The sequence below is a fragment of the Rhodococcus sp. SMB37 genome (genome assembly GCF_004345605.1).
In the GTDB taxonomy this organism is placed as follows: domain Bacteria; phylum Actinomycetota; class Actinomycetes; order Mycobacteriales; family Mycobacteriaceae; genus Rhodococcus.
In genome coordinates this window covers 31,354-53,335 of sequence record NZ_SLVY01000023.1, presented here as the reverse complement: position 1 = coordinate 53,335, position 21,982 = coordinate 31,354, and the positions used below count along the sequence as shown (strand labels likewise).

Here is a 21,982-nt window from a genome sequence, read left to right as displayed (position 1 = left end):
TGGCGAACGGGCCGAGAGGAACCGGGCGGCGCCCGGTTACAGGGTGGTCAGCAGCTGCCGCATGGTCTCGATCTCCTGCTGCTGCGTGTCGCCGATGGTGCGGGCCATCTCTACCGCGTCGGGGAACTGTCCGTCCTCGATCTCGGTCTGCGCCATGTCGACTGCGCCTTCGTGGTGGGCGATCATCTGCTCGAGGAACAGGCGAGCGGCGTCGGCGCCCTGTGCCTCGGACAGCGCCTGCATGTCCTCCTCGCTCATCATCCCTTCCATCTCCATCCCCTCCATCCCCTCCATACCGTCCATACCGTCCATGCCCTCGTCCATGCCGGGCATGTCGTGGCCTGTCTCGGGCATCGCGGTGGGCTCACCCCACTGCTCGAGCCAGGACTCGAGCTGCTCGATCTCCGGGCCTTGAGCGGCCTTGATCTGCTCGGCCAGGGCGGTCACGTCCGCGGGAATGTCCTGCTTGGCCAGCAGCATGTCGCTCATCTCGATCGCCTGACTGTGGTGCGGCAACATCATCTGCGCGAACATCACGTCGGCGTCGTTGTGCGCCGCGGCCTCGTCGGCTGCCGAGGTGGCGGTGGCCGAGGTCGTGGCCGGCGAGGTCGCGACGGTGGTGCCGGTCCCGGTGTCGCTGCACGCAGCCGCGGCGAACACCACCGCCAGGGCGGTGGCGCCGACGGCGAGAAACTTCTTGTTGTTCATGGGATGTGGTCCTTTCTCGAACGGTCACAGACCGCCATGGCACCGAAGTCCGGACACGGCCGGTCCGCATGCGGGGATCAGGCCAGGTAGGACACGGTGGTCATCATCCCGGCTTCCTGGTGATACGCGTTGTGGCAGTGCAGCGCCCACTGGCCCGGGTTGTCGGTGTCGAATTCGATCTCCACGGTGCGCATCGGCCCGATCGTGACAGTGTCCTTGCGCAGGCCGGTGTCGGTGAGCGCGAAGGTGTGTCCGTGCAGATGCATCGGATGGAACATGTCCGACATGTTCCGCATCCGCATCCGCACCCGCTGCCCTTCGGCCACGTTCAGCGGTGGGATATCGGGATGAGCGCGGCCATTAAGAGTCCACCGGTACGGCGACATGGTCCCGCCCATATCCACGCTGTGATACACATCGTGCTCCCTCTCGGCCAGACGCACATACTCCCGAGGCGCCAGATCGGTGCCCAGTAGTACCTGCCGGTCCAGCTCGCCGGGTCGCGACTGTGCGGGCAACTCGCCGACGGCGGTGCGCACCAGGGCCTGCCCGTGCCCGGTCTTGCCTTCCGCCTGCGCGAACAACGGGAACACGCCGTCGCCGAGAGTGACGAGCACATCGACACGCTCGCCCATCCCGATCAGCAGCGCATCGGTGTCCTGCGGCACGACCGGGAAGCCGTCGGTGTGGGTGACGGTCATCCGGTGCCCACCGAGGGCGACGCGGAACGCAGTGTCGGCGCCGGCGTTGACGAACCGGATCCGCGCCCGCTGTCCGGGTGTCGCGGTGAACACGATCGGGTCCTCGGGGACGCGCCCGCCGACCAGGAAATGCGGGTAGCTCACGTCTCCGGCGCCGCCGAGCAGCGGGGAGAGCATGGTCTCCTCACCCGTGTCCATTCCGTCCATGTCCATGGCGCCGTGGTCCATTCCGCCCATCCCGCCGTCGCCACTGGCACCGGTGGCGGCGCCGATGCCGAGGTCGCGGGCCACGTCGTCGGGGGTGCGGCCGGTGCCGTCGAGCCAGTCGTCGAGCACCACGATCCACTCGTGGTCGTAGTCGCCGGGCTCGTTCGGATCGTCGATGACCAACGGCCCGTACAGGCCGCGATCGAGCTGCAATCCCGAATGCGAGTGGTAGAAGTACGTGCCCGGATCCGGGACCGTGAACTCGTAGGCGAACCGGCCGCCGGCCACGATCGGATCCTGGGTCAGCCCGGGCACACCGTCCATGTCGTTGCTCAACGCCAGCCCGTGCCAGTGCACACTCGTCTCCGCCGGCAGCTGGTTGTCCACCTCCACCCGCAGCAGATCCCCGGCGCGGGCTCGCAGCAGCGGCCCCGGTAGCTGCTCGTCGTACCCCCAGGTCGACACGATGCGCCCGCCAAGGTCCACCTCGACCGGACGCGGCGTCAACCGCGCCGAGACCACCTGCTGACCCGGGATGCGGCGTTGCTGTTCGAGACGGCGCACCGCAGTCGACGAGGCCTGCACGGGGGCACCGGTCGGTGAGCCCGACCCGGAACAGGCCATCAGGACTCCGGCCCCGGCAAGTATTGATCCGAGAAGGAAGGATCGACGGACCAGCTCAGCCATGAACATGCCCCTGCCGGTGCTCGACCTTCGTGGTGTCGCCGGGGTGCATCAGCACCTGCCGACGGGCCACGAATTCATCGGAGTCGATGTCACCGCGGGCGAAACGCGTCTCGAGCAGCCGAAGCGGATCGGACTCCTGGCTGGTGCGGCCGGGTCCGTTCGCACGGTCGGTGCGGAACATCATGGCCATCAGATAGATCACCACCGCCCAGAACGCGAACATGCACACGGCCATGACGATCCATCCGGTCCAGGTCAGCTCACCTGCCCAGCCCATCATGGTCGCCTCCTTTCACCGGTTCGTGCTTCCAGCCTGGTGTGCCTACCCGTGGATTCCTGTGGAGGTCGTATGAAGATTTGCTCAAGAAGCCACACCGCCTCGTCGACAGCGGTGTCCGCTGGTGAAGATGGACGCCATGGACTCCTCCGCTCGCACCCCCACCGCGACCAGCGACTCTGCGGCGCCGCCGCGCCCGTCGACCGGGTTGCGGGCGATGGTCGTCGAGGACGAGGCACCGTTGGCGAACCTGATCGGCTCGTATCTCGAACGCGACGGGTTCGAGACCGCGATCACCGGTGACGGCGCCGACGCCGTCACCCTCGCCCGACAGGTCGACCCCGACGTCGTGGTCCTCGATCTCGGCCTGCCCCATCTGGACGGGGTCGAGGTGTGCCGGCAACTGCGGACGTTCTCCGACGCCTATGTCGTGATGCTCACCGCCCGCACCGAAGAGATCGACACCCTCATCGGGCTGTCCGTCGGCGCAGATGACTACATGAGCAAACCGTTCAGCCCCCGCGAATTGATGGCCCGCATCCAGGCCATGCTGCGCCGTCCCCGCGCCCACGTCGCCGCACCCAGACCGGCCGAGACCGCCGCCACCGGCCTGATCCGCCGCGCCGGGGACCTGGCCCTCGATGTCGACGGCCGGGAAGTCACCGTCGCCGGGAGGCCGGTGGCCTTGACCCGCACCGAGTTCGACGTCCTGGCCGCGCTGGCCCGCGATCCCGGCGTGGTGCTCACCCGGGCTCAGCTGATCGAGGCGGTGTGGGGACCGAGCTGGACCGGCGACGCGCATCTGGTCGATGTGCACGTCGGTCATCTGCGCCGCAAACTCGGCGACGATGCTGTCCGCGGCCGCTATGTGCGCACCGTGCGTGGGGTCGGCTACAAGATGGGCGCCGGACAATGACGGCCCGGCGCCCCCACCGCAGACGAGGTTCAGCTGCATCGCCCCAGCAGGCACTGGCGGGATCGAGTTTCGGCACCCGGCTGTTCCTCGCCTTGACCGTGGTGGTGGTCGGCTGCGCCGCCAGCGCCTGGCTCGTCGCCTCCGCCCTCGCGCCCGGGATCTTCCATGATCACCTCGGCCAGGCCGGCATCGACCACAACTCGAGTCAGGCCGCGCACGTCGAAGAGGCGTTCGCCTGGTCGATCGTCCTTGCATGGGGTCTGGCGGTCGCGGTCGCGGTGCTGCTGGCATTGGCGGTGAGCTGGTACATCACCCGCCGTGTTCAACGCTCGTTGACCGCGGTGACCACCTCGACCGCCCGGATCGCAGGCGGCCGGTACGACACTCGCGTGTCCAGCCCCGGTCTCGGCCGCGAATTCGACGAGCTCGCCGTCACCGTTAACGAACTCGCCCGCCGTCTCGACGCCACCGAAAGTACCCGCCGCCGGATGCTCACCGACCTCGGCCACGAGATGCGCACCCCGATTGCGACCCTCGACTCTTATCTCGAAGCCCTCGACGACGGCGTCCGCACCCTCGACGACGACACCCGACAAGTTTTGCGCGATGCCACCCACCGGCTGGGGCGTCTCGCCCAGGACATCACCGCGGTCTCGCGCGCCGAAGAACACCTCACCCGCATCCGGCCGGTGCCCACCACCACCGGCGTCTTGGTCACCGCCGCGGTCGATGCGGTGCGCGAACGGTACGAGAACACAGGCGTCGAATTGCACAGCCGTCTCGACGACTCCCTGGTCGTATCGGTCGACCCCGACCGGCTCGGCCAGGTCCTGGGCAATCTGCTCGACAATGCCCTGCGCCACACCGCCTGTGGCGGCACGGTCACGGTCACCAGCAGACGAGCGAACCGCGATCGGGTGGAGATCACGGTGGCCGACACCGGCGAGGGCATTGCTCCCGAGCACCTCGACCACCTCTTCGACCGGTTCTACCGCGCCGATACAGCCCGTGATCGCCGACACGGCGGCAGCGGTATCGGCCTGACCATCACCCGTGCCCTCGTCGAAGCCCACCACGGGCGCATCCGAGCACACAGTGACGGGCCGGGCCGTGGGGCACGCTTTACGATCGAACTGCCCGTCATTGCAGTCTGACCTCGGAGCCTGCTTCGGTGTTGCCGTATCCGGCACATCTCAATCCGTGGACTCACGACCTTCGAGCGCGGACCCTCGACTCGAGGGACTGAACGCCTCCGTCATGTTTGTTGTCATCGGCGCCCACCCCTGTCAGGCTTGGGCGCCGTCTGGAACGAGCTCGGCGATCAGCGCCTCGACCTTGGCTTTGATCTCGTCGCGGATCGGACGCACCGCCTCCACCTCTTGCCCGGCCGGATCCTCGAGCACCCAATCCCGATACGACGTGCCCGGAAACACCGGGCACGTGTCGCCGCACCCCATGGTGATCACCACATCGGAGGCCTGCACCGCGTCGATGGTGAGGATCTTCGGGTTCTGCGCGGAGATGTCGATACCGACTTCGGCCATCGCCGCGACCGCGGCCGGGTTGACCTGCTCGGCCGGAGCGGAGCCCGCGGAACGGACCTCGACCCGGTCGCCGGCCAGCGCAGTGAGGAATCCCGCGGCCATCTGGGAACGGCCCGCGTTGTGCACACACACGAACAACACCGAGGGTGTGCGATCGGTCGAGGAATCAGTTGTCATGAAAACAGACGTCCTTTCGAAGAGAATTCAGGCAGAAACGGTGTCGAGTTCGGCCAGCAAAGCCCGCACGCGAGTGTCGATATCGTCGCGGACGGCGCGCACCGTGCCCAGCGACTCGTCGTCCGGATCGATCAACGACCAATCGAGGTAGCGCTTACCCGGATACACCGCGCACGCATCACCGCACCCCATGGTGATCACCACATCGGCGGCTGCCACCACATCGTCGGTCAGGGGTTTGGGATATTCGCCGCCGAGATCGAGCCCGATCTCGGCCATCGCCTCGACCACGACAGGATGAATCGCCGCTGCAGGAGCCGATCCGGCGGAGCGCACGTGCACCCGTCCCGCGCCGTGATGAGCCAGCAGTGCCGCGGCCATCTGCGAACGTCCGCTGTTACGCACGCACACGAACAGCACCTCCGGCACATCCTTCGGTATAGCGCCCTCGGCCTGCGCCAGAGCAGTGAGGCGTTCGCCCGCGAAGCGGGTGGCCAGCGAGGGCAAATGGGTATGGATCTTGGCGGTGCGCCGCATACGACTCGAAGACCATCCGCTCGACGGTCTGCGCCGAGAACACCCCGGCGTACTTCTCGGCGAGATGTTCGGCACTGCGGTGCAGCACCGCCTGAGGCATCAGTAATTCTGGCTGAGCAGCGTGCTGGGACATCGACATCTCCTGACGTGGCCGATCCTTACGACACAGTGGGGGCGGGAGAACTGGTGAAACGCTTACGCAGGGCGAGCGAGACGTAGATCAGAGCAACCAGGACGGGCACCTCGATGAGCGGACCCACCACCCCGGCCAAAGCCTGGCCGGAGGTGACACCGAAGGTGCCGATCGCCACCGCGATGGCGAGCTCGAAGTTGTTTCCGGCGGCGGTGAACGCCAGCGTCGTGGTGCGCTCGTAACCGAGCCCCACTGCCGCACCGAACAGGAACCCACCACCCCACATGAGGATGAAGTACGCGAGCAGCGGCAACGCGATCCGCACCACGTCCCACGGCTGCGAGGTGATCTGCTCGCCCTGCAGGGCGAACAGGATCACGATCGTGAACAGCAGCCCGTAGAGCGCCCACGGGCCGATCTTCGGCAAGAACGTGTCCTCGTACCACTCACGTCCCTTGGCTTTTTCACCGAAATGGCGGGTCAAGAAGCCGGCGACGAGGGGGATACCGAGGAAGATCAGCACCGATTTGGCGATCTGCCACGGGGAGACATCGAGGGTGGTCTGTTCGAGCCCGAGCCAGCCGGGCAGGATCGACAGGTAGAACCAGCCGAGCACAGCGAACATGATCACCTGGAAAACCGAGTTGATCGCAACCAGTACTGCGGCGGCTTCGCGGTCGCCGCAGGCGAGGTCGTTCCAGATGATGACCATCGCGATGCAGCGAGCCAGGCCGACGATGATCAGGCCGGTGCGGTACTCGGGCAGGTCGGGCAGCAGCAGCCAGGCGAGGGCGAACATCAGCGCCGGGCCGAGCACCCAGTTGAGAATGAGCGAGGAGATCAACAGCTTGCGATCGCCCGTGACGGTGTCGAGGCGGTCGTAGCGCACCTTCGCAAGCACCGGGTACATCATGATCAACAGACCGAGCGCGATCGGCAGAGAGATGTTGTCGATCTCGATGACGCTCAACGCGTCCCCGAGCCCGGGAATGAGGCGGCCGAGCAGCAGACCGGCGACCATGGCGATGCCGATCCACACGGCCAGGAACCGGTCGAGGACCGACATCTTGCCGGCGACGGACCGGTGTTCAGTGGTGGTCACGAGACGATCTCCTGAAGGGCTTCAGTCGGGGCGCAGGTGCAGGTGCAGGCCGATCCGGGCAGGACCCCGGATTCGGTGGCGAGCACCGCGGACAGTTGCTCGAGGGCGGCGGGGATCACCCGGTAGTACACCCAGGTGCCGCGGCGCTCACAGTCGAGAAGTCCGGCTTCGCGCAGCACCTTGAGGTGGTGCGAGATGGTCGGTTGCGACAGGTCGAACGCGGGGCTGATGTCGCACACACAGCTCTCCCCGCCCTGGTGGCTGGCGATCATGCTGAGCATGCGCAGCCGCACCGGATCACCGAGGGCCTTGAACATGCGGGCCAGGTCGGTGGCCCAATCCGAGGTCAGGGGCTCACGGGCGAGCGGCGGGCAGCACGGTTCGGCCTCACTCGACAGCTGATTCGACATGCGTCTATATTGACTGTTATCAATCCAGTCGTCAAACGGGAAGGGACCTCCACGTGCCCACTGCTTCGGTGCTGTTCGTGTGTGTGAAGAACGGCGGAAAATCCCAGATGGCCGCAGCGTTGATGCGCAAGACAGCCGGCGACCGCGTCACCGTCCATTCGGCCGGTACCGCCCCAGGGGCGTCCCTTAATGCTCTGTCGGTGCAGGTCCTCCACGAGGTAGGCGCCTCCATCGACGGTGAGCGCCCCAAGCCGATCGATCCGCAACTCCTCACCGAAGTCGACCTGGTGGTCACCCTCGGCGGCGAAGCCCACGTCGATGCGCCCGCCGGGGTGGTCGTCGAGAACTGGGACACCGATGAGCCGTCCGAGCGCGGCATCGACGGCATCGAGCGGATGCGCCTGGTGCGCGATGACATCGCTGTCCGCGTCGAGGAGCTCGCTACCCGGCTGCTTTCCGACGCCGACGCCCGATAACCGAGTTCGTCCCGGAAACTCTGTTCGCCCTCGAGCACTGAAGGAATACCTGATACCTATGAGCACCATCGCAGTCTTCGAACCGGCCCTGTGCTGCAACACCGGCGTGTGCGGCGAGGACCTCGACCAGAACCTGGTCACCTTCACCGCCGACATGGCCGCGCTGACCGAGCAGGGCGCCGCCATCACCCGCCACAACCTGGCCAACGACCCGCTCGCGTTCGCCCACAACGAGACCGTCAAGAAATTCCTCGAACTCGCCGGATCGGACGGGCTGCCGCTCGTGCTCGTCGACGACGTCACCGTCGCTACCGGGCGCTACCCGACCCGCACCGAGCTCGCCACCTGGGCCGGCCTCGAGGTACCCGCGCCGCCGTCCGGGGTGACCATGCTCGGGCTCGCGGACGACAGCGACTCCTGCTGCACCCCGGGCGAGTCCACCTGCTGCTGACCATGTAGATCCGCACCCCGCCCGCCGATACCCATCCGACGAGGAGTACCTGCTTTCATGGCTGCCGCCGACCCGACGTTTCTGACCGACCCGCCCCGGTTCGTGTTCTTCACCGGTAAAGGTGGGGTCGGTAAGACCTCCATCGCGTGCGCGTCAGCGGTGCGCCTGGCCCGGGCCGGAAAGAAGGTGCTGCTCGTCTCGACCGACCCCGCCTCCAATGTCGGGCAGGTCTTCGGTCTGAGCATCGGCAACACGATCACCGAGGTCCCCGCGGCGGCGGGGCTCTGCGCGCTCGAGATCGACCCCGAGGAGGCCGCCGCCGCCTACCGCGAACGCATCGTCGGTCCCGTCCGCGGGTTGTTGCCCGCAGCGGAGATCGCGTCGATCACCGAGCAGTTGTCCGGCTCGTGCACCACCGAAGTCGCGTCGTTCGACGAATTCACTTCTCTGCTCACCGATCCCGACGACCGGGTCGCCGGGTTCGATCACGTGCTGTTCGACACCGCCCCCACCGGCCATACCATCCGGCTGCTGCAACTGCCCGGTAACTGGACCGAATTCCTCGACCACGGCAAGGGCGACGCGTCCTGCCTCGGTCCGCTGGCCGGGCTCGACAAGCAGAAAGCCATGTACGCCGGCGCGGTCGAGGCGTTGTCGGATCCCGGCCGTACCCGCCTGGTGCTCGTGGCACGCGCGAACCGTGCCGCTCTGGCCGAGATCGCCCGCACCCACAGCGAACTCGCCGCGATCGGCATGACGAGACAGCATGTGGTCGTCAACGGCGTGCTGCCCGACCCGGCCGATGACACCGACCCGCTGGCTACCGCCGTGTACCAGCGTGAGCAGGCAGCATTGGCGGGTCGCGGCGCCGCGATCGTCGCGCTGCCCACCGATCTGGTGGAGCTCAAGCCGGTCAACATGGTCGGTCTCGATGCTTTGAGCACCCTGTTCGACACCACCACCACCACCACCGCTGTGAGTGTCGACGACACCGAACCGGGTGTCGCCGCGGTCGCCGATGCTTCACTGGCGGATCTGGTCGATGCGATCGAGGCTGATGGCCACGGGCTGGTGATGTGCATGGGCAAAGGTGGAGTCGGCAAGACCACCATTGCCGCCGCGATCGCGGTGGCGCTGGCCCGCCGTGGTCATGACGTGCACCTGACCACCACCGACCCCGCCGCACATCTGACCGACACTCTCGCCGGGGAACTCGATCACCTCGAGGTCTCCCGCATCGATCCGCACGAGGCGAGCGAGACCTACCGCAACCGGGTCCTGGCCACCAAGGGCGCCGAACTCGACGACGCCGGCCGCGCCACCCTCGCCGAAGATCTGCAGTCCCCGTGCACCGAGGAAGTCGCGGTGTTCCAGGCCTTTTCGAAGGTCATCCACGAATCACGCCGCAAGTTCGTCGTCGTCGATACCGCCCCGACCGGGCATACTCTGCTGTTGCTCGATGCGACCGGCTCGTATCACCGGGAGATCGCCCGGCAGATGGGCGATGGCGGGCGCTTCATCACCCCGCTGATGCGGCTGCAGGACCCGGCGCAGACCAAGATTGTGCTGGTCACTCTTGCCGAGACCACCCCGGTGCTCGAGGCGGCCGGTTTGCAGGATGATCTGCGGCGCGCTGGTATCGAGCCGTGGGGGTGGGTGGTCAACAATTCCCTGGCCGCGGCGGCGCCCACCGCGCCGCTGCTGCGGCAGCGAGCGGTTGCCGAACTCGAGCAGATCGACACGGTCCGGGACGAACTCGCCAATCGGTGCGCGGTGATTCCGCTGGCCGTCAGCGAACCGGTCGGAATCACCGCGTTGGGACAGCTGGCCGAACGGCATCCGGCACCGGTGCGTTGATCCGCCAGCACCGGGCCGGGTCGTCCACTCATGTCGTTCGTGTGAGACATGCCTGAAGCCACGATTCGGATCACGCTGTGCCAGTGAGGACGTCGGTCAGATCGGCGGGAATCGGCATGGGGGTCATCAACCCTGCAGCGACGCGGCCGGTGTTGCCTTCGGGGTAACCCCCGAGCGCGGAACCGGGGGCAGCAACCATGATCCGGATGATCTGCCCAAGGGCTTCGCGACGGTCGCGTTGACGCACCGCGAGACCGAGCATGGCGAGGTGATTGCGAGTGTGCGGCCACGGGTAGGGCTGCGACAGGATGTGCGCGCGTTCGAGATGGGTCCACCGCTCGGCTGCAGTGTGAGTGTGTCGAGCGGCGGTCATCTCCGCGGCATACCAGGCTCGGACAGTTGCAGGCATTGGACTCATGGAAGGCCCTTCAGGAAGAAAAGGATTCTCGTACCCCAGGATTCGACGCAGGTGCCGCCGATCCGGAGATTGTCAGGGGGCGAGCGCGTCCGGCGCGGACCCCGTTGGCGATCACGATGATCTCGGCGACCTCGTGAACCAGGACAACCGCCGCCAGGCCGAGTACCCCGAACAGCGCCAGCGGCATCAGGACGGTGATGATCGCCAGCGAGAGGCCGACGTTCTGCAACATGATCGTCCGTGACCGCCGGGCATGCTGCAGGGCTTGCGGCAGGTGCCGCAGGTCCTCACCCATCAAAGCGACGTCGGCGGTCTCGATGGCCACGTCGGTGCCCATCGCGCCCATCGCGATCCCCAGATCGGCGGTCGCCAAGGCGGGGGCGTCGTTGACACCGTCGCCGACCATCGCCGTCGGCCGCGTCTTGCGGAGGGTGTGCACGATGCGGGCCTTGTCCTCCGGACGCAGGTCCGCGTGCACCTCGTCGATACCGACGTCGGCGGCCAACGCGCGTGCGGTGCGCTCGTTGTCGCCGGTGAGCATCGCCACGGTGTAACCGTCGCGGCGTAGCCCAGCAACCACGTCGCGGGCCTCGGGACGCAGTTCGTCGCGCACCGCGATCGCCCCGATCAGGGTGCCGCCGCGTTCGATGAGCACCGCGGTGGCTCCGGCGTGCTGCATCCGCTCGATATCGGCGGCGAGGGGGCCGGGGTCGATCCACCCCGGCCGGCCCAGACGGGCGGGGGTGCCGTCGAGGTGTCCGGTCAGTCCGGCGCCGGGGACCGCGTCGACGTCCTCGGCTGGTGTGTAGTCGTCGACGGCGGCGAGGATCGCTGTGGCGAGGGGGTGTTCGCTGCGGGCCTCGAGTGCGGCGGCGACGTTCATGACGTCGGCGCGGGTGGCGTCGCCGGTGGTGGCGACGTCGATGACCTCGGGTCGGTTGCGGGTCAGGGTGCCGGTCTTGTCCAGCGCGACGGTGCGGATACGGCCCAACGCTTCGAGGGCGGCCCCGCCCTTGACCAGGACGCCGAGCTTGGAGGCGGCGCCGATCGCGGCGACCACGGTCACCGGGATCGCGATGGCCAGCGCACACGGGGACGCGGCGACCAGCACGACGAGGGCGCGTTCGATCCACACCAGCGGATCACCGAATACGCTGCCGATCGCGGCGATCAACGCCGCGGCAACCATCACTCCCGGCACCAGGGGCTTGGCGATCTTGTCGGCCAGACGCTGGGCCTCGCCCTTGCGGGATTGCTCGGCCTCCACGATTTTCACGATCTTGGCCAGCGAGTTGTCCTGCGCGCCGGCGGTGACCTCGACCTCGAGCACGCCGGTGCCGTTGATCGACCCGGCGAACACCTCGGAGCCCGGTCCGGCCTCGACCGGCACCGATTCCCCGGTGATCGCGGAGGTGTCCAGGGCGGTGCGCCCGGTGCGGATGGTGCCGTCGGTGGCGAGCCGCTCCCCGGGTTTGACGATCATGATCTCCCCGAGCCCCAACTCCGCGGGGGCGACGGTCTGTTCACGGCCGCCGCGCAGGACGGTGGCAGTGTCCGGCACCAGATTCAGCAGGGCGCGCAGGCCCCGTCGGGTGCGAGTGACCGCGTACTCTTCGAGACCCTCACTGATGGCGAACAGGAACGCGAGCATCGCGGCTTCGCCGACCTCGCCGAGCAGCACGGCGCCGACGGCAGCGATCGTCATCAGGGTCCCGACCCCGATCTTGCCGCGGGCCAGCCGCTTGAGGGTCGAGGGGACGAAGGTGTAGCCGGCGACGACCAGCGCCACCGCCTCGAAGCCCGTCCCGAGAGCGTCGGGCCCACCGGTGACGCGGACGATCAGGGCCGCAATCAGCAGGACACCCGCGGCGGCGGCCGCCCGGATCTCGGTGACCTGCCACCACTTGTCGGGCTCCTGGTCGTCTTCGCCCTCGACGCGGGGTTCGTCGGGGCCGCATCCGCAGGCGTCGCTCATGCCGTCACTCCCGTGTCGGTGTCGGTGCCGTAGTTCGGGCACAGCGCGACGGCGTTGCCCGTGGCGGCCAGGAGGGTTTCGGCCGAGGCCAGCAGGTCGAGCAGTTCCAGTCGGGCCAGCGAGTAGAACACCTGCCGGCCCTGCGGGCGGCCTTGCACCAGGCCGCAGTCCCGCAGGCATGCCACGTGCGCCGACACTGTCGATTGCGCCAATCCCAGCTCGCCGACCAGGTCCGCTACTCGGGATTCCCCGGCGGCGAGGCGGCGCACGATGGCCAGGCGGGTGCCGTCGGAGAGACTGTGGAACAACGCTGCTGCAGAGTCGAGACTTTCACCGAAGCAGGTCGTCGCTCGCTCATTCATCGTCATAAAACGATGATATTGAGGAAACATGATTAATCAAGCGGAGGGAGCGGGACAACGCGCGTTCTACTCCGCCAGTGCGGACTCCGACAACGGTCGCGAATGATGACGGCTGGCGGATTCTCGGACCGGCTCGTCACGACTCAAGGGACGTTCACAGACTGGCCGGCTGGCTCCCAGCCTGGAACGGCCAACGGGTCGCATGCCAGTTCTGCCTCGCGGGAGGATCGCCTTGCTCAGACTGTCCAGGCCGGTCGCCAGGTCCTCGCACGGGAGAGCCGATCGTGTCGACGAATCGACGGCACAGCTCGTCGAGCACCTCGGTGATGGGCATGTCGGTGGTGCCGTAGCGCAACTGTCGGCTCGGCTGAAGGTCGGCGAGGGCAGCGAACTCGATCAGATTCTGCTGGGCATGACACAGCTTCGCCGGTGCAGCGAGGACAGCAGCGTCACGCAGGTCGTATCGGCAGAACGGTCTCACACGCCCCGGGCGTTGCGGTTCGCGAGCATGGCGCTGCGGGCACTGCCACGGCGGGGCCAGAGCGCTCATCCACGCCGTTCCTGTCCACGGCACCTGACCGCAGCCTTCGCATGTCGACTGCAGATACACCTGGTGGCGTACACAGAGCGGCAGCAGCGGATTGGCCCAGCCTGCATGCCACCACGGATCGGGTTCGGCCAGGCATCGGGCACAGAAACGCGATCCTCCCCGGTCGGGCCGAATGTGGCGGTGGTGCACCAGGTACCGTGCCGCGGCGGCATCGATCGGCCGGCCCCACAGGGCGGCGCGCAGGTCACCGGCAGGGACACCGAGGTGAGCGGCGATCCACCGAGCGTGCAGGCTCAGGTGCTCGAGAACGAGGTGATATCCGGTCGGGCTCCGCGGCACACGGAGCTCGCGCAAAATCTGGATCGGGGTCAGTTGGTAGCGACAGCCGACGCGCATCAGCCAGCCCGGCAGATACTCGGCGGGATGTAGTTGCACGGTGATCGGCCACCGGTCGACTCTTATCGTGGCCATAGTGGTTCCCCAACCACTGAGCCGGCCAGGGCGGGACCAGCCGGTATCAGCCGGTGCGGGCGGCGGATTCGCTGGCATTGTCGACGGTCGCGGTCGTAATCAACTCAGCAGTGACGGCTTCGACGCCGGTGACGATCGCGAGATACGAGATCCGGTCGAGCAGATTCGTCAACGACGCGATCCGCCCCTGGGTGCGGCGGTGCAGCAGCCGAGCATGCTCGCACAGCATCCCGTCATGGCTGCCGGCGAGGGTGAGGTGTTCTTCGGCGGTGCGCAGCAGCGCGAGCCAGCCGCGCATCCCGGTGTCGGTGTCGATGCTGAACGGGGCAACCGGGCAGCGGGTGGCGCGGCGGCTGGTCTGGGCGTAGACGGTGTGCTCGCCGAGCAGGCCTTCGTCGAAGAAGCGTTTGGCGGTCAGATTCACCCCGACGTAAATGAAGGTAGCGGCCATGTCGTTGGCCAAACCCTTGAGATGGTTCGATACCTCCAGGCCGTTGCGGTGCCGGAAGTCGACGAAGTGCAGATCGTCGAGCACGATCAACCGGGTACCGCAGGAGGTGACACAGTCCACCGCCAAGGCCCCGAGTTTCGAGGTGGAGGCACGGTCCACGGCCGGATGGCCGTAGAACCGCAGGATCTGCTGATTGAGGCCTTTGAGGGTGACCCCGGCGCTGAGCGGGATGAACGCCACCGGCCACCGTTGATGCCCCTCCACGGTGAGGGGTCCGTCGCGGCGCAGAACTCGCCGGTGGACGTCGCGGGCATAGCGGGTGGCGATGGTGGTCTTGCCGAGGCCGGGTTCGGCGTCGATGACCACCGAGCCGCGCAGCTTGTCGCCGTCCCGATACGCCGAGGCCATCACCTGATCGCAGATCCCGTAGGCGGCGGCGAGTTGGCTGGTCTTGATCGTCGGCAGGTTCGCGTTCCACACCATCCGGGCTTCGTTGTAGTCCTCGAGCTCCTCCTGCGACAGTCGGGACATCGCGGTGCGGGAGAGGACCTCGAACGGTTCACGCGGTGGGGCGGTGACGAAGGCGTGCCAGCCCTGTTTGCGGGAGAGCTGGTAGCGGACAGTGCCATACGTTGCCAGCCAGGTGGCCCAGGGGTTCATTCGTCGAACACCTCGAACACGTCTTCGTCGGGATGCTCCGCGTAGTACCGGTCGAATACGTCGACGTCGTCGACCACCTCCAACCGTTGAGTTCGACTGGTGGCGAGTTCGTCGAGCAGCTCGGCGACGCCCGGCACGGACGCAGTGTCGCGTTCGTCGTCGATACCGGACTGCTGTCCTTCGGTTTCCGGATGCGGGCGGTGGGCACTGAGTCGGCGGGCCAGGGCGCGGTCGCGGCGTGTCGCGACGTCGTCTCGGCTCCACGCGAGCAGCAGATCCCGTACCGCGGCGGCGGGATCGAAGTGGCGATGCTCGCGCACGGCGATGCGTTTGGCGTAGTCGGCGGCGTCCCTGCTGAACGGCTGGTTCAGGCAAGCGCCGTGCTCCCACACCAACTGATGCCAACGGTGGCTGTCCGGGTCCTGGAACCAGGCGTGCCGGATGTCGTGATTGTCGACGAAGATCGGCCACTTGCCGGCGTGCACACCGCCATACGGCGAACGGGTGGTGCGATACAAGGTGAGCCCGGATCCGTCGTAACGCAGTCCGTCGACCTCGACGCCGTAGTGCTGGATCGTACGCCAACGCACATCGAGGAACTCATACGCCAGATCCGGATTCGCCGGCAACAGCAGACCACCCGATTTGGCGACCCCGATCTCGAACATCTCGCTCGGCGAAAACCCCACCCGCGGCAGTTCCGGCACGCACAGCCCGTCATGTCGGGTGTGGTGATAGACCCGGCCCACCCATTCCCGGATGATCTGCTCGAGTTCGCTGGCGTAGTAGAACGCGGCGTCTTCGACGTCTTTGCCCCGTGAGTACACGTCCGGGCCCTTGTAGGCGGGCAGGTGCTGTAGCAGTGATTCGCGCAGGGTGCGGAAGAAGCGTTCGACGGTGGGTTTGTCGGTGGGCTTGTGCGGGATCGCCGGCTGAACGGTGATACCCAGTCGGGCGCAGACTCCGATCACATGAGAGGACAGGTACTGCTTGCCGTGATCGACGACGATCGCCTCGGGCAGACATGCCGGTAGATCCCCGACGCGTCGCTGGGAGATCCCGTCCGGGGACTCGGTGCCGACGAGCAGGTTTCGCGGCACCCCGTGATACGGCCAGAGTTGATCCGCAGTCGGGTCGGTGTCGCGGGCGGGAGTGATGCACTGGTACAGCACATTCGCCACGTCCTGGGACCGCGTCGATAGCGGTGTCAGGCGCAGTCCGAGGATGCAGCGGGTGAACAGGTCCATCGCCACGGTCAACTCCACCCCAACCCAGCGCATGGTGACCGGTTCCATCGCGAACACATCCAGCGCGGTGGTATCGAGCACCACGTACTCCCCCGGACGGGTCGCGCGCAGTCGGCCGAGGACACCGCGGGGCCGGTCCGCCACCGACCGCCGGCCTTTCGCGCTACCGAACGCGTGCTGCCCCTTCGACAATGTCTTCACCCGCCGGTATGCCGTGCTCAGGGAGGGCAACGGCACCATGCCCGGCCCGAATTCTGCTTCCAGGTCCTTGGCAACGGCATCGATGACCGCGCCGATCGTCGGGGTCGAGACGGTGACGTACCTATCGAGCACCCGCACACATGCTGCGTCCCACCGGTGATCGACACTGGTGGCGTAGCGGCTACGGATCCGACTGTCCGTGAGTCCGGCAACTCCTGCCGCGCGGTATCCGGCGATCCAGCGGTACAGGGTGCGCACAGAGACGTGAAGTTCCGCCGCTCTGGTGGCCAACACCGATTCGAGTTCGGCGCCGGAGGTCGCAACCTCGGTCAGGATGCCGCGGACGTGTTCGGCTCGTGTTTCCAGTTCCTGAATCTGGGTTGCGGTCAGCGAGGAGAGCACTACGGCAGCAGGGTCAGCGGAGGCGGTGTCGTCCGGCGGTGAGATCGCTGTTCCCCGTGCCGCGATCTCGGTGACCGCGACACGCTGCATCCGCTCTCCGGACCGGAGGGTGACATCGTGTCCCTGCAGCGCCACGACTTCCCATGAGCAGCCGTCGAGCCAGACCTTGATTCCTGCACGTAGTTCGACGATGTTGGTCACGGCGTGCTCCTTACACCGGACACCTGCGACTGTCCGGACAGCGGCACCGTCAGGTCCACCGACCACAGACCGGACCACAGCTTCGCCAGCACCGCGATTCGCTAGCCGGGCCTGTTCACCGATGCGGCGAGGTCGTCGAGGGTCATCCCGGGCACTGCGACGCTGTCGAGTGCCCTCATCACCGCGGGGTCGATCCACTCGCTACGACGAGCGCCCCCGAGGATTCGGAGGTTCGCCAGCACTACTGGGTTTGCACCGGTCCACACTTCATACGACCAGCCCCGACTCGAACACAGTCGTTCGGTCCAGGCGAACACCTGCGCAACTGCGTCGCGACGGGCGAACTCGGCGGGTTTGACGTCGACGACCGTGAATCCGCCGTCTGTGCGTTGGAGCAGCAGATCGGGCGCATGCCGACGCATGGTCTTCCCGTCCGGGCCGCACAGCCACATCGGCTGTGCGGCGATCCGCACCACTTCCGGTGCGTAGTCCGCCAGCCACAACCGGTCCAGTTCGAGTCGGCTCTCGTAGAGGACGTGGCCACGGTTGGTGGCCGACCAGAACATCCCGGAATAGTGGCGCTGATGGGGGTGACTGCGGACTTTCCGTACCGGCAGGCCCAGGATCATCCGATAGGGATCTGCCGCAGCGAGGGTCGTCGCGACAGGATCACCTGATTCCTGCACGTACCTGACCTCAACCTCGCTGGTCCGGGGCACTTTTTCAGGGTCCCGCTACTGACACGAATTTGAGAAACCGACACGCCGCTGACAGGCGACTGACATGAAATTGAGAAACTGACACCGAATCCGAGAACCTACATCTCAGGTAAATCGGTCGCATTATTTCGACCTGGGGTTTGTCACTCACGGTCTGTGCGGGGTTGGTGACGAAAAGTGACATTTAAGTCACCTATCCTCGTGAACCCCGAGGTGAGCGTGATTTCGCGCGCAGAGATGGTGTCGGCGACACCCCGTCTCCGACCATGCAGAACCAGCGGAGACCGCCCCGAGCTGACACACCGAGGAACCAGAATGCGTCCTCGGACCAGAGGCGCTGGAGTTGTTCCGCGCCACAGCGACGCGGATCGCCACCCTGTCACCGCCGTGCCCGGGCCGTCAGCGCTCGCGACCTCAGCCTGGTCGGGCATTCACCATCTGGTGCCGATCCGAGGACACAAACGCTCGGCTGGGATACCCCTGCCGAGCGTCTGCGTGATCTGATCACCACCGGCCAACAGCAGCGTTGCGTTGAGCCTTACAACTGCCTGCGATCGGGCCTCGTCCGTGGAACTTTCGTTCAGGCACCGGGCTCCTACGAGACCGGGACGGGTACACGTGCGGCGGCCGCAGCCTTCTTCTTCGCCCGTTTGCTCAGGTTCTTGGTCGCGTCCGTCTTGGACGCACCGGCCTTTGATGCGTCCGCCTTCGGCGCGGCGGCAGGCTTCTCTTCTTCGGCAGGGGCTGCTGGTTCGAGTTCCTGCGCGTAGTAGAAGTGCGGACGACGGTGGCCGAGGAACGACCCGCACCACGACATCACCGCGATGTACCGGTTGCGGAACCCGACGAGGTACACCAGGTGCACAGCAAGCCATAGAACCCACGCGATAAAGCCGGTGAGTTCGATCTTGCCGACGCGGGTGATCGCGCGGAAGCGATTGATGATCGCCATGCTGCCCTTATCGCGGTACTGGAACGCGGTTCCCGCGGGCACCTTGCCGAGGATCATCTTCGCGACGTGCCTGCCGCCCTGCATTGCGAACGGCGACTGCGCGGGCAGGTTGTCGAGCGTGACCATATCGCCGATGGCGTAGATGTTGTCGGCGCGCCCGACGGTGAAGTCGTTGTCGACGAGAAGTCGGCCGCCCCGGACGGTCTCGCAACCCGTGCGTTCAGCAAGCACGCCGGCGAAATCGTTGGCCTGGATCCCGGCCGACCAGATGATCGTCTCGGCCGTGAGGCGGTGGGTTTCGTCGGTGTTCGCCGTCTTCAAGGTGGCACCATGCTCGTCGATGTCGGTGACCATCGTGTTGACAACGACGTCGACACCGGCCTTTTCGAGCGATTCCTTCGAGTACTCGCTGAGCTTGCCGCCGAAGGGAGGGAGCACCTTGTCGGCGCCCTCGACGAGGGTGACGGTGACGTCCTCGCCCTTGATGTTGCCGATCGACTCTGCGAAGTAGCGCTGGGCGAGTTCCTTGATCTGCCCGGCCAGTTCGACGCCGGTCGGGCCTGCGCCCACGACGACGAAGCTGAGCAGGTTCTTGCGGAGCTCGGGGTCGGTCGTGATGTGTGCTTCCTCGAAGCAGCGGATGATCTGGCGACGCAGGCGTTCGGCGTCGTCGACCGTCTTGAGAGCGAACGTGAGGTCGGCGAACTCGTCGCGGCCGAAGTAGGCCTGCCGGGCGCCGGTCGCGGCGACCAGGTGCTCGTAGCCGAGGGTGTGGCGCTTGCCTGCCGCCTCGTACACGACGGTGTTGTCGTCGGGGTTCACGTCGACCACGCGGCCGAGTCGCACGTCGGCGCTCGGGTACTTCGCGAGGATGGCACGAACGGAGGGAGCAATCTCGCCGGGTGAGATGACGCCGGTCGCCACTTGGTACAGCAAGGGCTGGAACAGGTGCTCGGTGGTTTCCGAGATGAGAACGAACGGCGTGCCTGCCTTGCCCAGCTTCTTCGCTACGGCAAGGGCGCCGAACCCGGACCCGACGATCACTACCTCGGTCCGGTCGACGACTGTCGTCTCTCCCTTGTTTGCACCACCCATGCTGCCGATACCTCCACATTGAAGTTCTTGTATGACTTCAAACCTAGGTATCTACATCCCTTGGAATCCAGTAACCTGGGATATTCGAAAAACTGTTATCTGTTTCGCTCATAAATGGGGTTTGATGGACTTCCGACAACTACGCTACTTCCTCGCTGTCGGCGAGGAGTCCAGCTTCTCCCGCGCAGCGCAGCGGTGCTTCATCTCGCAGTCCGCGATCAGCCACCAGATCGCGAAGCTGGAGCATGAGCTGGGCACGAGCTTGTTCGACCGGTCCACCCGATCGGTCAAGCTCACCGCCGCCGGCCTGCGGCTGATGCCGATCGCGTCGGAAGTACTCGGCCTCGAAGCGCGCGCGTTCGAAGTGGCCACCGAACCCCGCGACAGCATCCGGATCACCGCGAACATGAGCTTCGCGACGCAGAGCCTCGACGCGATCTCCCAGGTCCGCGAGCGATACCCCCACATCGACGTCGAGTTCGTCATCAAGGACTTCACCGACCGCGTCAACGCCGTCGCCTCCGGCGAAGCCGACCTCGCCCTCATCCGCGGAGAGGTGGACAGGCCGGGGCTCGAGACCGTGCGGCTCGGGATCGAGGATCTGGTGGTGGTCACCTCGAGCCAGCATCCGCTGTCGGCGTTCTCGACCGTCGACCTGGGCGAGCTGGCGCACTACCCGCTACTGCTCCCTCCTCGCAGCAGCCAGGTTCTGTTGCACCGTGTCATCGAAGACGCGTTCGTCGAGGTGGGCAGACGTGCACGCTTCGGTCCGTCGATCGCAAGCGATCACACGGCAACCCTCGAAGTCCTCACCAACCCGCGTGCATGGACGGTGCTCTACGCCAGTACCGCCGCCGAGACTCCGAGCAAGGGGCTCAAGTTCATGCGTGAGAAACGACATCTGCTTCGGGTGCCTGTATGTGGAGTGGTACGCACGGGAACGGTCCCGACACCCGAGCTCGAGTTCCTCGTCCAGGCTCTCGCGCACTCGATCGTGCCGGCGACCGACAACGCGCCCCCGGTGCGTGGTTCTGGTAGTTGACTCAGCCGAATCCACGCACCGGGGTGTTCCGCCCCAGCCGCTCGATCTCGTCGACGATGATCTCGGGTTCGGTGATCGGTACGTAGTGGCTCGACTTCTCGGCCACCACATGCCTACCGTGCGATGACTGCGCGGCGCGATGGGCATGCGACGCGTTCGCGGATGCGCGTGCAGCGGCATTCATGCCGTCGCCGGTAAGGCTTCCGGAAATCGCGGTCACGGGAATATCGCCGAGCGCGGGCGGGTTGTCGCGCCACGCGGCGATCTCGTCCAGGAAGGTGCGTGCCTGCTCTCGTTGAGTTCGGAATACCCTGGGGTCGAATGCTTCTCGCTCCATGTCTGCGCGGACATCGGATGGGCACGCGTCGAGGAGGAAACGGAAGAAGTACTTCAGTACGCCCAGACGGGAGAGCAGGAGCATGACAGGAATCGAGATCTTCTCGACCGTCCGGAATCCCTTACCCAGCAGGAGGTCGGAGGATTCGTCGGCCGGGTCGACGAGTACGAGTCCGGCGATCCGCTCCGGGCGCCGCGACGCAGCCAGCCTGATGATGGGCCCGCCTGCACTGGAGCCGACCAGGATGAACGGTCCGGGACCGAAGTGGTCGAGCAGGTCGCCCAGGTCATCGGCCATGCGGTCGATGGTGCGTCCCGTCGGGTCCACGGGTGAGCGTCCGAGTCCGGATCGGTCGTACACGATCGCGCGTGTCAACCGCGCGACCCGAGGCTGCACGAGTGCCCAACTCGACCTGTCCGCGGCAGCACCGGCTTCGAACACGACCGTCGGTGCATCGGTCCCGTCAGGGGCTGTGCGCACCATGCTGAAGAGCCGCCGCCCGTCGCGGGTCTCGACCCACTCCGCAGTGCCCAGAGTGTGCGACCGGCCAGTACCCGTCGCCTCCGAATCGGTCGTTGCCACCGCTCGCTCCTTCAGTCGACGCCACCGAACGCAAACGTAAGTTCACCTCACCGACCGGTCAAGGCCTTCGTTTCGACGACGCACCACGTCAAGGAGGCACGATCCCCGCAATCGGGCTTCGGTTCACTTGTCCG

21 protein-coding genes and 1 pseudogene are annotated in these 21,982 nt (G+C 66.5%); 6 read left to right on the top strand and 16 right to left on the bottom strand.

Annotation, left to right across the window (positions count from 1 at the left end; translation table 11 throughout):
• Positions 1-36 precede the first annotated feature (36 nt).
• The 3 genes from EV641_RS26650 to EV641_RS26640 all read right to left on the bottom strand — a co-directional run bounded on the left by EV641_RS26650 (position 37) and on the right by EV641_RS26640 (position 2,583).
• Positions 37-708, bottom strand: coding sequence for a DUF305 domain-containing protein (locus tag EV641_RS26650; RefSeq protein WP_132476099.1), 672 nt, complete (start codon positions 706-708; stop codon positions 37-39).
• Between the two features lie 77 nt (positions 709-785).
• Entirely contained in the window at positions 786-2,303 is a 1,518-nt protein-coding gene (locus tag EV641_RS26645) for a multicopper oxidase family protein (protein ID WP_132476096.1), read from the bottom strand.
• Positions 2,296-2,583 (bottom strand): SHOCT domain-containing protein, encoded by a 288-nt coding sequence (locus EV641_RS26640; protein WP_132476093.1) that lies wholly within the window; start codon positions 2,581-2,583, stop codon positions 2,296-2,298. The genes EV641_RS26645 and EV641_RS26640 overlap by 8 nt, the downstream gene beginning before the upstream one ends.
• A 214-nt stretch (positions 2,584-2,797) precedes the next feature.
• On the opposite strand from EV641_RS26640, the gene EV641_RS26635 reads away from it, so the two are divergent.
• A complete protein-coding gene (locus tag EV641_RS26635) occupies positions 2,798-3,496 on the top strand; it encodes a response regulator transcription factor (protein WP_132476156.1) in 699 nt (232 codons plus the stop codon).
• Positions 3,493-4,650: an ATP-binding protein gene (locus EV641_RS26630; protein ID WP_132476090.1), complete on the top strand. Its 1,158-nt coding sequence runs from the start codon at positions 3,493-3,495 to the stop codon at positions 4,648-4,650. Before EV641_RS26635 ends, EV641_RS26630 begins: the two co-directional genes overlap by 4 nt.
• Positions 4,651-4,782: 132 nt before the next feature.
• Here the strand turns inward: EV641_RS26630 and EV641_RS26625 are convergent, their stop codons facing one another.
• The 4 genes and pseudogenes from EV641_RS26625 to EV641_RS26610 form a co-directional block, all read right to left on the bottom strand.
• On the bottom strand, positions 4,783-5,217 hold the full coding sequence (locus EV641_RS26625) for an arsenate reductase ArsC (RefSeq protein WP_132476087.1): 435 nt from the start codon (positions 5,215-5,217) through the stop codon (positions 4,783-4,785).
• Positions 5,218-5,244: 27 nt separating this feature from the next.
• Positions 5,245-5,887: pseudogene (locus EV641_RS26620) on the bottom strand (arsenate reductase ArsC).
• 25 nt (positions 5,888-5,912) lie between these two features.
• Complete coding sequence (gene arsB, locus EV641_RS26615) at positions 5,913-6,953, bottom strand: ACR3 family arsenite efflux transporter (protein WP_132476153.1); 1,041 nt, start codon at positions 6,951-6,953, stop codon at positions 5,913-5,915.
• Between the two features lie 32 nt (positions 6,954-6,985).
• On the bottom strand, positions 6,986-7,399 hold the full coding sequence (locus EV641_RS26610; RefSeq protein ID WP_132476083.1) for a metalloregulator ArsR/SmtB family transcription factor: 414 nt from the start codon (positions 7,397-7,399) through the stop codon (positions 6,986-6,988).
• A gap of 53 nt (positions 7,400-7,452) precedes the next feature.
• Between EV641_RS26610 and EV641_RS26605 the strand changes: the two genes are divergently transcribed.
• From EV641_RS26605 to arsA, 3 genes are read left to right on the top strand one after another with little or no spacing between them, the layout of a single operon-like run.
• On the top strand, positions 7,453-7,875 hold the full coding sequence (locus EV641_RS26605; RefSeq protein ID WP_132476081.1) for a low molecular weight phosphatase family protein: 423 nt from the start codon (positions 7,453-7,455) through the stop codon (positions 7,873-7,875).
• Between the two features lie 58 nt (positions 7,876-7,933).
• Positions 7,934-8,326 carry an arsenite efflux transporter metallochaperone ArsD gene (gene arsD, locus EV641_RS26600; RefSeq protein ID WP_064063745.1) on the top strand — a complete coding sequence of 131 codons (393 nt, stop codon included), beginning with the start codon at positions 7,934-7,936 and terminating at the stop codon, positions 8,324-8,326.
• 57 nt (positions 8,327-8,383) lie between these two features.
• Positions 8,384-10,183: an arsenical pump-driving ATPase gene (gene arsA / locus EV641_RS26595; protein WP_132476078.1), complete on the top strand. Its 1,800-nt coding sequence runs from the start codon at positions 8,384-8,386 to the stop codon at positions 10,181-10,183.
• Between the two features lie 70 nt (positions 10,184-10,253).
• Here the strand turns inward: arsA and EV641_RS26590 are convergent, their stop codons facing one another.
• The 8 genes from EV641_RS26590 to EV641_RS26555 form a co-directional block, all read right to left on the bottom strand.
• Positions 10,254-10,601: a DUF3703 domain-containing protein gene (locus EV641_RS26590; protein ID WP_054720545.1), complete on the bottom strand. Its 348-nt coding sequence runs from the start codon at positions 10,599-10,601 to the stop codon at positions 10,254-10,256.
• Positions 10,602-10,611: 10 nt separating this feature from the next.
• Positions 10,612-12,576, bottom strand: coding sequence for a cation-translocating P-type ATPase (locus EV641_RS26585; RefSeq protein WP_132476075.1), 1,965 nt, complete (start codon positions 12,574-12,576; stop codon positions 10,612-10,614).
• Entirely contained in the window at positions 12,573-12,944 is a 372-nt protein-coding gene (locus EV641_RS26580) for a metalloregulator ArsR/SmtB family transcription factor (protein ID WP_054720048.1), read from the bottom strand. The genes EV641_RS26585 and EV641_RS26580 overlap by 4 nt, the downstream gene beginning before the upstream one ends.
• 148 nt (positions 12,945-13,092) lie before the next feature.
• Entirely contained in the window at positions 13,093-13,959 is an 867-nt protein-coding gene (locus tag EV641_RS26575) for a TniQ family protein (protein ID WP_072738915.1), read from the bottom strand.
• Positions 13,960-14,005: 46 nt separating this feature from the next.
• Complete coding sequence (locus EV641_RS26570; protein ID WP_059384188.1) at positions 14,006-15,070, bottom strand: ATP-binding protein; 1,065 nt, start codon at positions 15,068-15,070, stop codon at positions 14,006-14,008.
• Entirely contained in the window at positions 15,067-17,121 is a 2,055-nt protein-coding gene (locus tag EV641_RS26565) for a helix-turn-helix domain-containing protein (RefSeq protein ID WP_199233399.1), read from the bottom strand. The genes EV641_RS26570 and EV641_RS26565 overlap by 4 nt, the downstream gene beginning before the upstream one ends.
• A 101-nt stretch (positions 17,122-17,222) precedes the next feature.
• A complete protein-coding gene (locus EV641_RS26560) occupies positions 17,223-17,840 on the bottom strand; it encodes a TnsA-like heteromeric transposase endonuclease subunit (RefSeq protein ID WP_241997489.1) in 618 nt (205 codons plus the stop codon).
• Positions 17,841-18,435: 595 nt separating this feature from the next.
• On the bottom strand, positions 18,436-19,887 hold the full coding sequence (locus EV641_RS26555) for an NAD(P)/FAD-dependent oxidoreductase (protein WP_132476072.1): 1,452 nt from the start codon (positions 19,885-19,887) through the stop codon (positions 18,436-18,438).
• A gap of 124 nt (positions 19,888-20,011) precedes the next feature.
• On the opposite strand from EV641_RS26555, the gene EV641_RS26550 reads away from it, so the two are divergent.
• Complete coding sequence (locus tag EV641_RS26550) at positions 20,012-20,929, top strand: LysR family transcriptional regulator (protein WP_054716768.1); 918 nt, start codon at positions 20,012-20,014, stop codon at positions 20,927-20,929.
• Between the two features lies 1 nt (position 20,930).
• Here the strand turns inward: EV641_RS26550 and EV641_RS26545 are convergent, their stop codons facing one another.
• Entirely contained in the window at positions 20,931-21,848 is a 918-nt protein-coding gene (locus EV641_RS26545; RefSeq protein WP_241997488.1) for an alpha/beta hydrolase, read from the bottom strand.
• Positions 21,849-21,982: the final 134 nt, after the last annotated feature.

Coding starts and splice junctions, on each gene's coding strand:
- EV641_RS26580 (WP_054720048.1), bottom strand. CDS start 12,944: ATGACGATGAATGAGCGAGCGACGACCTGCTTCGGTGAAAGTCTCGAC.
- EV641_RS26640 (WP_132476093.1), bottom strand. CDS start 2,583: ATGATGGGCTGGGCAGGTGAGCTGACCTGGACCGGATGGATCGTCATG.
- EV641_RS26555 (WP_132476072.1), bottom strand. CDS start 19,887: ATGGGTGGTGCAAACAAGGGAGAGACGACAGTCGTCGACCGGACCGAG.
- EV641_RS26625 (WP_132476087.1), bottom strand. CDS start 5,217: ATGACAACTGATTCCTCGACCGATCGCACACCCTCGGTGTTGTTCGTG.
- EV641_RS26550 (WP_054716768.1), top strand. CDS start 20,012: ATGGACTTCCGACAACTACGCTACTTCCTCGCTGTCGGCGAGGAGTCC.
- arsA (WP_132476078.1), top strand. CDS start 8,384: ATGGCTGCCGCCGACCCGACGTTTCTGACCGACCCGCCCCGGTTCGTG.
- EV641_RS26650 (WP_132476099.1), bottom strand. CDS start 708: ATGAACAACAAGAAGTTTCTCGCCGTCGGCGCCACCGCCCTGGCGGTG.
- EV641_RS26645 (WP_132476096.1), bottom strand. CDS start 2,303: ATGGCTGAGCTGGTCCGTCGATCCTTCCTTCTCGGATCAATACTTGCC.
- EV641_RS26575 (WP_072738915.1), bottom strand. CDS start 13,959: ATGGCCACGATAAGAGTCGACCGGTGGCCGATCACCGTGCAACTACAT.
- arsB (WP_132476153.1), bottom strand. CDS start 6,953: ATGTCGGTCCTCGACCGGTTCCTGGCCGTGTGGATCGGCATCGCCATG.
- EV641_RS26635 (WP_132476156.1), top strand. CDS start 2,798: ATGGTCGTCGAGGACGAGGCACCGTTGGCGAACCTGATCGGCTCGTAT.
- EV641_RS26610 (WP_132476083.1), bottom strand. CDS start 7,399: ATGTCGAATCAGCTGTCGAGTGAGGCCGAACCGTGCTGCCCGCCGCTC.
- EV641_RS26570 (WP_059384188.1), bottom strand. CDS start 15,070: ATGAACCCCTGGGCCACCTGGCTGGCAACGTATGGCACTGTCCGCTAC.
- EV641_RS26630 (WP_132476090.1), top strand. CDS start 3,493: ATGACGGCCCGGCGCCCCCACCGCAGACGAGGTTCAGCTGCATCGCCC.
- EV641_RS26590 (WP_054720545.1), bottom strand. CDS start 10,601: ATGAGTCCAATGCCTGCAACTGTCCGAGCCTGGTATGCCGCGGAGATG.
- EV641_RS26585 (WP_132476075.1), bottom strand. CDS start 12,576: ATGAGCGACGCCTGCGGATGCGGCCCCGACGAACCCCGCGTCGAGGGC.
- arsD (WP_064063745.1), top strand. CDS start 7,934: ATGAGCACCATCGCAGTCTTCGAACCGGCCCTGTGCTGCAACACCGGC.